Annotated in this window: 11 protein-coding genes; 3 read left to right on the top strand and 8 right to left on the bottom strand. The window is 41.7% G+C overall.

Going from position 1 to position 12,221, the window contains the following annotated elements; all coding sequences use genetic code 11:
• Positions 1 to 64: 64 nt before the first annotated feature.
• Together F542_RS01415 and fbpC are read left to right on the top strand one after the other, a co-directional pair.
• Entirely contained in the window at positions 65 to 2,098 is a 2,034-nt protein-coding gene (locus F542_RS01415; RefSeq protein WP_407636810.1) for an ABC transporter permease, read from the top strand.
• Between the two features lie 13 nt (positions 2,099 to 2,111).
• A complete protein-coding gene (gene fbpC / locus F542_RS01410) occupies positions 2,112 to 3,161 on the top strand; it encodes a ferric ABC transporter ATP-binding protein (RefSeq protein WP_015433380.1) in 1,050 nt (349 codons plus the stop codon).
• A 199-nt stretch (positions 3,162 to 3,360) separates the two neighbouring features.
• Here fbpC and manA read toward each other — a convergent pair whose 3' ends face one another.
• The 8 genes from manA to ubiD form a co-directional block, all read right to left on the bottom strand.
• Positions 3,361 to 4,569 carry a mannose-6-phosphate isomerase, class I gene (gene manA / locus F542_RS01405; RefSeq protein ID WP_025266731.1) on the bottom strand — a complete coding sequence of 403 codons (1,209 nt, stop codon included), beginning with the start codon at positions 4,567 to 4,569 and terminating at the stop codon, positions 3,361 to 3,363.
• Positions 4,566 to 5,036, bottom strand: coding sequence for a DUF986 domain-containing protein (locus F542_RS01400; RefSeq protein WP_025266730.1), 471 nt, complete (start codon positions 5,034 to 5,036; stop codon positions 4,566 to 4,568). The genes manA and F542_RS01400 overlap by 4 nt, the downstream gene beginning before the upstream one ends.
• Positions 5,037 to 5,102: 66 nt before the next feature.
• Positions 5,103 to 5,939, bottom strand: a complete 837-nt coding sequence (locus tag F542_RS01395; protein WP_015433383.1) for a PTS mannose transporter subunit IID — start codon at positions 5,937 to 5,939, stop codon at positions 5,103 to 5,105.
• A gap of 13 nt (positions 5,940 to 5,952) precedes the next feature.
• Positions 5,953 to 6,750 carry a PTS mannose/fructose/sorbose transporter subunit IIC gene (locus F542_RS01390; protein ID WP_015433384.1) on the bottom strand — a complete coding sequence of 266 codons (798 nt, stop codon included), beginning with the start codon at positions 6,748 to 6,750 and terminating at the stop codon, positions 5,953 to 5,955.
• Between the two features lie 10 nt (positions 6,751 to 6,760).
• The gene (gene manX / locus F542_RS01385; RefSeq protein ID WP_025266729.1) at positions 6,761 to 7,729 is read right to left on the bottom strand and encodes a PTS mannose transporter subunit IIAB; all 969 of its coding nucleotides are present in this window, start codon (positions 7,727 to 7,729) and stop codon (positions 6,761 to 6,763) included.
• A 260-nt stretch (positions 7,730 to 7,989) separates the two neighbouring features.
• Entirely contained in the window at positions 7,990 to 8,553 is a 564-nt protein-coding gene (locus F542_RS01380; RefSeq protein WP_025266728.1) for an acetate uptake transporter, read from the bottom strand.
• Positions 8,554 to 8,562: 9 nt separating this feature from the next.
• A complete protein-coding gene (locus F542_RS01375; RefSeq protein ID WP_015433387.1) occupies positions 8,563 to 9,612 on the bottom strand; it encodes an extracellular solute-binding protein in 1,050 nt (349 codons plus the stop codon).
• Between the two features lie 142 nt (positions 9,613 to 9,754).
• Complete coding sequence (gene ubiD / locus F542_RS01370; RefSeq protein WP_025266727.1) at positions 9,755 to 11,230, bottom strand: 4-hydroxy-3-polyprenylbenzoate decarboxylase; 1,476 nt, start codon at positions 11,228 to 11,230, stop codon at positions 9,755 to 9,757.
• A gap of 152 nt (positions 11,231 to 11,382) precedes the next feature.
• Here ubiD and F542_RS01365 point away from each other — a divergent pair, with 152 nt between their 5' ends.
• Positions 11,383 to 12,147 (top strand): ABC transporter ATP-binding protein, encoded by a 765-nt coding sequence (locus F542_RS01365; RefSeq protein ID WP_025266726.1) that lies wholly within the window; start codon positions 11,383 to 11,385, stop codon positions 12,145 to 12,147.
• Positions 12,148 to 12,221: the final 74 nt, after the last annotated feature.

Genomic DNA, 12,221 nt, shown 5'->3' with positions numbered 1-12,221 from the left:
CAGGGGGATATCCCCTGCTTTTTCATTTTATCTTGAGGTTTTTATGGATTGTATAAAAACACCAATGACACAGAAAGCATCCTTTTGGGTCATTCTTGCATTTATTGCATTTCTAGTTCTACCATCTACTGCGTTAGATTACGGTATTTTAGATAGCACTTCGGATGAATTTTTAGCAGCAATGGGATGGTCATCCATCAATATCACACAGCTTTGGTTTTTGCCCCTGCTTGCTTTCTTTATTCTGCCCACATTAGGGCTTGATAGCATAAAACAGACTAAAGCTGAGCTTGCTCTTATCGCATTTAACGCTTTATTTGTCTTTATTTCAGCAAGCATTCTAAAAGTAAGCTTAGGCTATTCAATCGTTGTACTGTTTATGGTACTGACAGCCCTTGCTACTCTATCGTTAGCCAAATTGAAAGTGATGCAAGGCGATAAATTTATTATCGCATCACTGCTTTGCATTATCTTGCTGATTTTCTTCTTTATCGTTTACCCAACATTGGCGATTTTCGTGTCAATGTTCTACGACGGTGATACCTTTGCACCAGAGCAAGTCGTTACGATTTTAAGTCAAGGCTATATTGTTCGGGTAATCAGTAATTCACTGTTCTTATCTTCTTTCGTTGGTTTGGTCTCTACGGTATTTGGTTTGGCGTTTGCGCTTTATACCACTCGTATTGCGCGCCGTACGGCATTTATTGGTAAAATTTTCTCTATCTTACCGATTGTTACTCCTCCTTTTGTAGTTGGTTTAGGGGTAACCTTAATGCTAGGTCGTTCTGGCTATGTAACCGAATGGCTCAATAGTTGGTTTGGTCTTAGCAGCAACTGGCTTTATGGTTTCAATGGGATTGCAATTGCACAAATTCTCGCTTTCTCGCCAATGTCATTTATGATTTTAGATGGTGCGTTGAAATCGATTCACCCATCAGTAGAAGAAGCCTCTTACACCTTGCGTGCAAACCGTTACCAAACATTCTATAACATCATTTTCCCTCTTCTTCGTCCAGCATTGGCAAACTCATTCTTAATTGTATTTATTCAATCACTTGCCGATTTTAGTAACCCATTGGTACTTGGTGGTAGCTTTGACGTGATCGCAACCCAAATCTACTTCTACATCGCAGGCTCACAATTAGATTACGCCTCTGCAAGTACGCTTGGTTCAATGTTGTTAATCTTCTCATTGGCGATTTTCGTGATTCAATATATTTGGATTGGTAACCGCTCTTATGTAACGGTGTCAGGAAAATCTTATCGTGGTGATGTGCAAGAATTACCAAATGGCTTGAAATATACCATTGTGGTCATGCTTGCTTTCTGGATTGCATTCAACCTTGCACTTTACGGCAGTATTTTCTACGGTAGCTTCACCGTGAACTGGGGTGTGGATTACACCTTAACCATGAAAAACTATACGATGTTATTTGGTCAAGGTTTAAGCGATGGTGCGTGGCCTTCACTCATCAACACTTTAATCTATGCAGGTATTTCTGCACCGCTTACTGCATTATTCGGCTTACTTATTGCTTATATCGTGGTGCGTAAAGATTTCCAAGGTAAGAAAACCCTTGAATTTTTAACCATGCTCTGCTTTGCGGTACCAGGTACTGTAGCTGGGGTCTCTTATATCCTTGCGTTTAACAATGCACCAATGTATATCACAGGAACTGGTATCATTATTATCATCTCAATGGTGATGCGTGATTTACCAATTGGTATGCGTGCAGCGATTGCAGGTTTAGGACAATTAGATAAATCACTCGATGAAGCCTCTTTATCACTCAAAGGTAGCTCATTTAAAACAATTTGGTTTATCGTTTTCCCGCTACTCAAACCTGCGTTACTCTCAGCGCTTGTGACCAGCTTCGTACGTGCAATGACAACAGTGAGTGCGATAGTCTTCTTGGTTACTGCGGATACTCGTGTGGCAACCGCTTACATCTTAAACCGAGTAGAAGATGGCGAATATGGTATTGCGATCGCTTACGGCTCAATTCTCATTGTGGTGATGATGGCAATTATTCTCTTCTTTGACTGGATTGTAGGAGACACCCGTATCTCTCGTTCCAAAGCAAAAAAAATGAATTAGAAGGAACTGAATTATGAACAACGATTTTTTAGTATTAAAAAACATTACCAAATCATTCGGTAAAGCAACGGTCATTGATAATTTAGACTTAGTGATCAAACGTGGCACAATGGTGACCCTATTAGGCCCATCTGGTTGCGGTAAAACCACCGTATTACGCTTAGTGGCAGGTTTGGAAAATCCAACAAGCGGTCAAATTTTCATTGATGGCGAAGATGTGACTAAATCTTCAATCCAAAATCGTGATATTTGTATCGTATTCCAGTCTTACGCTTTATTCCCACATATGTCTATTGGTGATAACGTGGGCTACGGCTTAAAAATGCAAGGCGTGGATAAAGCAGAACGTGAACAACGTGTAAAAGAAGCGTTGGAATTGGTGGACTTAGGGGGCTTTGAAGATCGCTATGTGGATCAAATCTCAGGCGGTCAGCAACAACGTGTGGCACTGGCTCGTGCGTTAGTGCTTAAACCAAAAGTATTACTTTTTGATGAGCCGTTAAGTAACCTTGATGCGAACTTACGTCGTTCAATGCGTGAAAAAATCCGTGAATTGCAACAACGTTTAGGCATTACTTCCCTTTATGTTACCCACGACCAAACCGAAGCTTTTGCGGTTTCAGATGAAGTTATCGTAATGAACAAGGGTAAAATTATGCAAAAAGCCCCTGCAAAAGAGCTTTATCAGCGTCCTAACTCGCTTTTCCTTGCGAACTTTATGGGCGAAAGTAGTATTTTTAATGGGGAGTTACAACAGGATAACGTCATCATTAATGGACATCGCTATCCTGTGGAAAATGCAGCTCAATTTGGTTTATCTGATGGCAAATGCTTGGTCGGTATTCGCCCAGAAGCGGTAACCCTTGCTAGCAGTGGTGAAGAAGCACAACGCTGTGAAATCAAAAAAGCAGTGTATATGGGCAACCACTGGGAAGTGGTCGCTGATTGGGGCGGCACAGAGCTTTGGGTGAATGCAAATCCAGAGGGTTTTGATCCAAATATACAACAGGCATATGTTCAACTTTCTCAACAAGGCTTATTCCTGCTAAGACCTGAGGCTTAACACGCCACAAGCAAGAGCTGGATTTCTGGCCAAACGATACAAACTCATCAAAAAAATAGCACCAGCGCTTGGCTGGTGCTAATCCTTCAAATCTGTTTAGCTAAAGATTGGCAAAATACGGTAGCTCCACCATGTTTAAGCACTCAAGTTGATTGTGAAATCGCAAGCGGTCTGTTTTATTGCAAAAAATGCAAAATAGTTATGGCAAAGTCGCCAATACCGCGTATCCTGCTTGTTGCACAGTCAAATTCAATGTGCTGTTAGCGCCGATAAAGAGTGCTTCCCCCAGCTTTAAACGGTATCTATTATCCTGCTCACTCGCTTCAATTATTCCTTCCATAACCAATAAAATTGCTGCATTCTCAATGGCTTGTGAATAAGCTTCACTTGCACCAAATGCCAAATGTTGCAACGCAAAATCTTTTGCCGCGGGTGTCGGATAAAGATAACACTGCCCCGTTATTTGAGGCGCTGGTGCAATCAGCTGCGGCACAATTTCACAATAGTCCACTGTTTGTAGGAGTGCTGGAATATCAATATATTTTGGTGTAAGCCCACCACGAATCACATTATCTGAAGCGGCCATCAATTCAATACACTGACCGCGTAAATAAGCATGTGGCAAGCCTGCCCCTTGATAAATCCCTTCGCCTTTTTTCACATTAACAATATTAAATAAGTAAAAACAGAGTAAGCCAGCATCTAATTTCTCCTCATGGATATCCATCGCTTGCATTGCATAAAGCAGCCAGTAATCCGGCTCATGCAAAGCAATTTTCCCTGCGTTAAAGTCAGATTTTCGAGCGTGTATGATAGGTAGTAACCATTCAGCGAGTTTGGCTTGTTCAGCCAGCATAATCTGCTTGTAAAGTGCTTCTAGCCCTTGGTTTTCAAGCAATATTTTCAGCGGCTGCAAACTTGGATGGCAACTTAAATTCACCTTAATCTGCTCAATCGGCTGAAAGCCATGCAATAACCAAAAATCTGATAAGGCAATCATCATTTCTGGTTTGTGATTACGATCTTTATAAGTTCGATTTGGAGCATCCAATGCAATGCCCGCTTGATTTTCCCGTTCAAATCCTTGCTCTGCTTGGGCTTTAGTTGGATGAAGCTGAATTGAAAGGGGTTGCTTAACATCTAAAATTTTCAATAAAAACGGTAACTCATCGCCAAATTGCTCGCGACTTTTTGTGCCAAGTAGCTCAGGATGAGCAGCTAATAACTGATCAAGCGCTAAGGAATCTTGCCCCGCTGTAATCAACGAAGGTGATGAAGGGTGAGCACCAAGCCAATATTCTGCATAAGGTTTATGAGGCGTTTGCATAGCCAACTGTTGCCAGCAGGGAATAAAATCTGAGCCTCCCCATGCATAATGTTGATAACTCCCTTGTAGTTTAAAAATCATGCTTTTTCTCCCACATTCGCTAAAAATTTAATAATTTTTTCTGCATCTTCTTGCACTTTTAGACGCGCAAATAACCGCTTACCATTGGTTAAATCAATCACAAATACGGGCTTATTTTTAAACTCAGCCTGATTCACCGCGCGAATTTTCTTGTAATCAATGAAAAGGGCATTCAAATAAAACCCTTGCGTTTTAAATAACCAGCGGGGCTCACGAAATAGTACGGCATACAATGCAAGTGTAATACATACCGCCAATAAGAATAGTGTTAATGAGCTTAATCCTTCAGCTAACCCTTGTGTAGCAGTTAATAAAATTAAACCAAATAAAATCCAGCCGTCTATCGTTTGGCGCTGTAAACTTACTGCTAATTTTGTTTCGCCATTTAAGCGAGACAATAGAAATTGATCATAAATAGCATATGCTAAACAGGCAAAAATAATTAGAAAAAGAATCGTGTTTGTCATATCAAATTTGCAGATTTTTAACGAAAAAAGACCGCTTGGCATGCAAGCGGTCTAAATTGGTGGAGATTATGCAAGGATACCAGTCCAAGCACCGAAGATACCAATCGCAAAGAAACCAATGATAATCCAGAGTGCATTTACACGGTTACGTAACAACCACATACAAGCGAATGTTAATAACAATGGCAGTAAACCTGGCATTAAGCTATCTAAAATAGTTTGCACCGTTTCTACTTTCACTGAACCATCTTGCATTTGAATTTCAGCTACCTTGAATGGTACATTAATGCTTGTCCATTTCTGCACCAATGCCCCCATAATAAATAAGCCGAGAATTGATGCCCCTTCAGTCAGTTTTTGTAGTAAACCGCCACTCATGTCTTGCACCACGTCTAAGCCTTTTTTATAGCCATAGGTTACCCCATAGTAACGAGTGCCTAAACGCACTAAGTTAAATAGCAAGAAGAATAAGATTGGGCCGAGAATATTACCACTTAACGCTAAACCCGCACCTAATGCAGCAAAGACAGGACGTGCAGTCCCCCAATAGATTGGATCACCCACGCCTGCAAGCGGTCCCATTAAGCCGACTTTGATACCGTTGATTGCTGCATCATCAATCTCTTTACCATTAGCACGCTCTTCTTCCATTGCAATGGTTACACCAAGTACAGGTGCAGCAACGAATGGTTGAGTATTAAAGAATTCAAGGTGGCGTTTAATCGCATCTTTACGTTCTTGTGAATTTGGATCTGGATATAAACGTTTAATTACAGGTACCATTGAGTAAGCAAAACCAAGTGCTTGCATACGCTCAAAGTTCCACGAGCCTTGGAATAAGTTTGAACGGCGTACAACGGCATTCAAATCGCTTTGAGTTACTTTTTTGATTTCTGTTGTCATTTTAAATGCCCTCTTAGTCTAAACGGTTGTCTGCGCCGTTGTTGCTGTTTACTACTTGTACAACTTGGCTTTTGTTATATTTCGGGTGAAGTTGAATGTAGATGATTGCCATAATGGTGCCGATTACCCCTAATGCGACAAGGTTGAAATCGGTAAATGCCGCAACCACAAAACCTGCATAGAAGAATGGCATTAAGTGACCTGCACGCATCATATTGATTACCATCGCATAACCCACTACAGCAATGAAACCACCTGCAATTTTCAGACCTGTAGTTACCACATCAGGGATCGCCGCAAGCATGGTTTGAACAGTATCTGTGCCTGCAGTTAATGCAACTAATAGCGCAGGGATTGCGATACGCATCGCTTGTAATAACAATGCACCACGATGAATCCAGTCTAAACGGTTTAAGTTACCATCTTCAATTGATTTATCCGCTGCGTGTTGGAAACCAACAGTGATTGCACGCACCACATAAGTTAATACTTGACCTGCAGCAGCAAGCGGAATCGCAATTGCAATACCTGTTGAAATATCTTGACCACCTACGATAACCAAGATAGTAGAAACTACAGAAGCTAATGCTGCATCAGGAGCAAGTGCCGCACCAATGTTCATCCAGCCTAAAGCCAATAATTCTAATGAACCGCCAACAATAATGCCGGTTTTCATATCGCCTAATACGATACCAATTAAGGTACAAGCAATCAGTGGACGGTGTGTTTGCCATTCGTCAAGAATTGAACCCATACCAGAGATACAGGCAACCAAAAATACAAGTACAATTTGAATTGCAGAAATTTCCATAATAATTTCCTTAGATTAGATTTTTCGCTTTTAACAGATCCATCATATATTGACGGCTATCATTTGATACTTTACGCACATCCAGCTCAATATTCATTGCATCAATCGCTTTAAATGCAGCAATGTCTTTATCATCTACTGAAACAGCGCTAGTGATCATCTGTTTACCTTCACGGTATGCCATACCACCGATATTCACCGATTTAATATCTACACCGGCCTCAAGTAATGCAAGAACATCAGTTGGATTAGTAAAGAGTAACATCATACGCTCATCGGCATATTCAGGGTTATTCCAAACACGAATCATCTTCTGAACATCCACTACGTGTGCTGTTACACCCGGTGGCGCAACACTTTTCAGCATTTGCGTGCGCACTTTATCTTTCGCAACTTCATCGCTGACAACCACAATGCGAGAAACTCGGCTCTCTTTAGTCCAGCGAGTAGCAACCTGACCATGAATTAAACGGTCATCAATACGAGCGAGACCAACGACTAAATTACCTTCTTTTAGTGGCTGTGCAGGAGCTGTTTCTGTTGCTGCTGGCTGTGACGCAGCTTCCGTTTTTTCTGCTGGTTGGAAGTTGAGCGAACGCACACCGCTTAACCCAGATTCCAATGCCACCTCCACTAATTCGGCAAGGGTTTCTACGTCATCACGTGCCATACAGGTATTCACCAACATTGGAATATTGACACCTGCAACGATATCCATGTTAGTTTTACCGTCAATTACACGGTTTGCGGCATTAAACGGGCTACCGCCCCACATATCTACCAAAAACAACACTTCATCGCAGTGAGCGAGTTCTGTGCTGAGTTTTTCCTGATATTTACCCATAATAGTTTCCGCATTTTCACCGGCAACAAAGTCAATGTAAGCTACATCGCTTTGCTCACCAATCAACATCTCAGTGGTTTTGAGAAGCTGCTCTGCGGCGACACCGTGGGTTGCTATGATGATAGCAATGCTCATCGTATGCTCCTTAGGATGATTAAAAACAAAAAGGATTTTCATCTCAAATAGAGTGAAATTGGAGCGAATTCTAAAACTTTCTGGGCTATGAGCAAGTTAGTTTCACTAAAAATGTGATCTGGTTCATATTTTTATGGGAAATTTCGTCAAAAATCTCTATATTTTATTTTTTTCTAACAAAAAAATTATCAAAAAATCACAAAAAAACCGCTTACAGCAAAGCACTGTAAGCGGTCATTTTTAGGTAAAAATTTACAAAATTATTTCGGCTCACCGATTGGTAATACTGTGCGACCAAAACTTTCGTTAATAATATCAGCTGCCGCTAAATAAAACGCTAAGAAAGCTGTGATTAAGCCAAAGTTACCACCAATGTGAGTGATCGCTTTACTACCAGAGAAATCCCCCCAAGCAAGGAGATAGAATGTAACGGTTAAGAACAGGAAAATGGCTTGTAATGCGCGTGCTTTTGCTAAAGTACCGATAAACATCATCAACGTGAATGTTCCCCATGCAATCAAGTACCAACCCACAAAATCAGCAGATACACCTTCAGCAAAGAATACTTTAAACAGTGCGAAAGACCACCAGAATGCGCCATAGCTAGTAAATGCCGTAAAACCAAAAGTATTACCTTTGGCAAACTCAAACATCCCTGCGATCATCTGTGCCGTACCGCCAAAAGCAAAGCCCATGGCTAATACTAAGCCCACATTTTCGCCACTGAATGTGCCATTGTTAATTAAGCTTAATAAGAAAGTGGTTAAAGCAAAACCGCATAAACCGAGCGGAGCCGGGTTAGTTCCTGAATTTGGAGCTGACATTTAAAACCTCTATTTTTGTGTTCTGAGTAAGTTCCAGTATTTCTCATAAATATCGACAGCTTCGCCAACATCTGCTTGCAAAATACCTTTTTCAATTTCTTCAATCGGTGGAAAAACTAACGGATCTTCAACCGTTTCTACAGGTAAAATTGCTTTTACTGCTTCATTCGGCATTGAGAATCCCATTGTTTCGATCACCTCTTTGGCGCTTTCAGGACGCAACAAAAAGTCGATAAACTTATGTGCTGCTTCCTTGTTTTTTGCCTGTTTTGGAATTGCGTAATTATCCATCCAAACTACCGCCCCTTCTTTTGGGAAAATAAATTGAATATCTGGATTTTCGCTTTTCGCACGGTGTGCCGAACCTGTCCATTGCATTCCAACTGCCACTTCCCCCTGTAAATAAGGCATTTCTGGCGAGTCTGAATTAAACACCAACACATTTGGCACGAGTTTTTGTAAACGCTCGTAAGCGGCTTTAATTTCCGTTTCGTCTTGTGTATTTGGCGATTTGCCATCTAACAACAAAGCGATATGGAATACTTCACGCGCGTCATTCATTAGCAACACTTTGCCTTTGAATTCTTTTCTCCACAAATCGCCCCAGCTATTTAAGCTACTTGAGTCGATTTCAGCGGTATTCACTCCAATTCCAGTTAAGCCGTAAACATAAGGAAGAGAGTATTTATTTTCAGGGTCAAACGGCTTGCCCATCAATTCTTTGCTCACATTCGCAAAATTGCTTAATTTAGCATGCTCAATTTCTGCCAGCATGCCTTCTTTTGCCATTTTGCCCACATAGTAGCTTGATGGAAAAACGATGTCGTAGCCGCCACCATTAGAAAGTTTTAATTTAGAATACATTTCCTCATTGCTTTCAAAGGTAGAATAAATCACCTCAATGCCCGTTTCTTTTTGAAACTGTTCAAGCAACGATGACGGTACATATTCCGTCCAGTTATACACATAGAGTTTCTCTGCTGCTTGTGCACTTAACGCAGAAAAAGCCACCGCAGTTGCCAATATTTTGGCAAAAAATGTACGACCGAATTTAACCAATTTTTTTAGTCCTTCTATCTAGAGAGTGAAAAAACGCTTTTGCAATTTTTGCAAAAAAGAGCGAAAAAACTACCGCTTTCCAGCCCGAAAACAGATAGGCTGAAAAGCGGTCAAGTATAGCGGCTTTTAGTTAAACAAGCGATTATTTTTCCGTAAAAATCTGCAAATCGTCCCAAATTTCATCAATGCGTTTCACCACATCAGGATCTTTTTTAATTGGCACGCCCCATTCTCGGTTGGTTTCACCTGCCCACTTGTTGGTGGCATCAATCCCCATTTTTGAGCCAAGCCCTGCGATAGGGGATGCGAAATCCAAGTAATCAATCGGGGTGTGTTCAATCATTGTGGTATCTCGTGCAGGATCGCAACGGGTCGTGATCGCCCAAATCACATCTTTCCAATCTCGGGCGTTCACATCATCATCACACACAATCACAAATTTAGTGTACATAAACTGACGTAAAAACGACCAGACCCCCATCATCACACGCTTAGCATGCCCTGCGTACTGTTTCTTAATCGTGACTACCGCAAGGCGATAAGAACAGCCCTCTGGCGGTAAATAGAAATCCACAATTTCAGGGAATTGCTTTTGCAAAATCGGAATAAACACTTCATTTAACGCTTCACCTAATACCGCAGGTTCATCAGGCGGTCTGCCCGTGTAGGTGCTGTGGTAAATCGGATCTTTACGCATTGTGATATGCGTTACCGTAAACACAGGGAAGTATTCTTGCTCGTTGTAATAACCTGTGTGGTCGCCATAAGGGCCTTCCAATGCCGTTTCATTTGGATCAATATAGCCCTCTAACACAATTTCCGCACTGGCTGGCACTTCCAAATCATTACTGACTGACTTGACGGTTTCCGTTTTATTGCCTCGCAACAGCCCTGCAAATGCATATTCCGACAATGTATCTGGCACAGGAGTCACCGCCGCAAGAATGGTCGCAGGATCTGCCCCCAATGCGACAGACACTGGAAACGGCTCATTCGGGTGCGTTTCTTTCCATTCTTGAAAATCTAATGCCCCTCCACGATGGGAAAGCCACCGCATAATCAGTTTATTTTTACCTATCAATTGCTGACGATAAATGCCTAAATTCAAGCGTTTTTTAAGTGGCCCTTTGGTAATGGTGAGCCCCCACGTTACCAATGGGGCAACATCGCCCTGCCAACAGTGCATAATCGGCAATTTATAGAGATCAACATCATCGCCCGATAGCACAACTTGCTGACATTCCGCTTTGCCTAATATTTTACTTGGCATATTGAGAATTTGCTTCCATTGAGGCAACTGCCCAATCAGATCTTTAAATCCTTTCGGCGGTTCAGGCTCTTTCAAAAAGGCCAGTAATTTCCCCAGATCACGCAAAGAGGAAACGTCTTCCTGTCCCATACCCATTGCCACACGCTTTGGCGTACCAAACAGATTGCACAGCACAGGCATATCATAGCCCTTTGGATTTTCAAACAGTAACGCCGGTCCGCCCATACGCAATGTACGGTCAGCAATTTCGGTCATTTCCAAATAAGGATCGATTTCTTGGTAAATACGTTTAAGTTCGCCTTTTTGCTCCAGTAATGCCAAAAAATCACGTAAATTTTTGTATTTCATCCTGATACTCTTCAAATGTGAAATCTGTTCGCAGTATAACTGATTTACAAGCGCCCAGAAATCCACAAAATTTTACAAAAAGAGAAAAGACTTCAAAGCGCAATCGTTTTTAATTAAAATGGGAACGTTTTTTATTTTGACATGGAGTCATTGTGTTTACTGTGGAGCAAGCTAGTTTTGCCATTCCTGAGCGTCCCCTGCTACAGCCTATTTCACTTACCTTTGAGCAAGGCAAAATCTACGGTTTAATTGGGCACAATGGTTCAGGTAAGTCCACGCTGATCAAACTGCTTGCTAAGCAACAAGCGATGTCAACAGGGCAGATTTTTTTCCAAAACCGACCGCTTGCACGTTGGTCAAGCCGTGAATTTGCTCGCCACGTTGCCTATCTGCCACAACATTTACCCAATGCCACCAACTTAACCGCACGAGAACTCGTTGCGATGGGGCGTTATGCTCATCAAGGTTTATTTGGGCGAGAAAGTAATGCAGACCGCCAAGCCATTGAGCAAGCACTCGCTTTAACGCACACGGAAAAATTTGCCAATCAGAATATAGATGTTTTATCAGGTGGTGAGCGTTCTCGTGTTTGGCTAGCGATGTTGCTGGCTCAGCAGAGCCAATTTTTATTGCTTGATGAACCACTAGCCGCGTTAGACATTGCTCATCAAGTGGAAGTTATGGAACTGATTCATAAACTCAGCCGAGAACTCAATTTAGGCGTGATTATCGTGATTCACGATATTAACCTTGCCGCTCGCTACTGCGATCATCTTATTGCCCTACACAGCGGAAAGCTGCTTGCCGAAGGCAATGCCCATCAAATTGTTAATTCACCATCACTCAAAGCGATTTATGGTATTGAGTTGAATGTGATTGAACACCCACAAACTAAACGCCCAGTGAGTTTTTATTGATGTTGAAATTAAGTACAAAACAAGCTCCCCTCTTTGAAAAAGAGGGGCGGGAGGGAGATTTAAAAACACTCGCT

Origin of the sequence: Bibersteinia trehalosi USDA-ARS-USMARC-188 (genome assembly GCF_000521725.1) — a bacterium.
Taxonomy (GTDB): domain Bacteria; phylum Pseudomonadota; class Gammaproteobacteria; order Enterobacterales; family Pasteurellaceae; genus Bibersteinia; species Bibersteinia trehalosi.
This window is presented reverse-complemented; position numbering and strand designations above follow the sequence as displayed.

Coding starts and splice junctions, on each gene's coding strand:
- F542_RS01415 (WP_407636810.1), top strand. CDS start 65: ATGACACAGAAAGCATCCTTTTGGGTCATTCTTGCATTTATTGCATTT.
- fbpC (WP_015433380.1), top strand. CDS start 2,112: ATGAACAACGATTTTTTAGTATTAAAAAACATTACCAAATCATTCGGT.
- manA (WP_025266731.1), bottom strand. CDS start 4,569: ATGATTTTTAAACTACAAGGGAGTTATCAACATTATGCATGGGGAGGC.
- F542_RS01400 (WP_025266730.1), bottom strand. CDS start 5,036: ATGACAAACACGATTCTTTTTCTAATTATTTTTGCCTGTTTAGCATAT.
- F542_RS01395 (WP_015433383.1), bottom strand. CDS start 5,939: ATGACAACAGAAATCAAAAAAGTAACTCAAAGCGATTTGAATGCCGTT.
- F542_RS01390 (WP_015433384.1), bottom strand. CDS start 6,750: ATGGAAATTTCTGCAATTCAAATTGTACTTGTATTTTTGGTTGCCTGT.
- manX (WP_025266729.1), bottom strand. CDS start 7,729: ATGAGCATTGCTATCATCATAGCAACCCACGGTGTCGCCGCAGAGCAG.
- F542_RS01380 (WP_025266728.1), bottom strand. CDS start 8,553: ATGTCAGCTCCAAATTCAGGAACTAACCCGGCTCCGCTCGGTTTATGC.
- ubiD (WP_025266727.1), bottom strand. CDS start 11,230: ATGAAATACAAAAATTTACGTGATTTTTTGGCATTACTGGAGCAAAAA.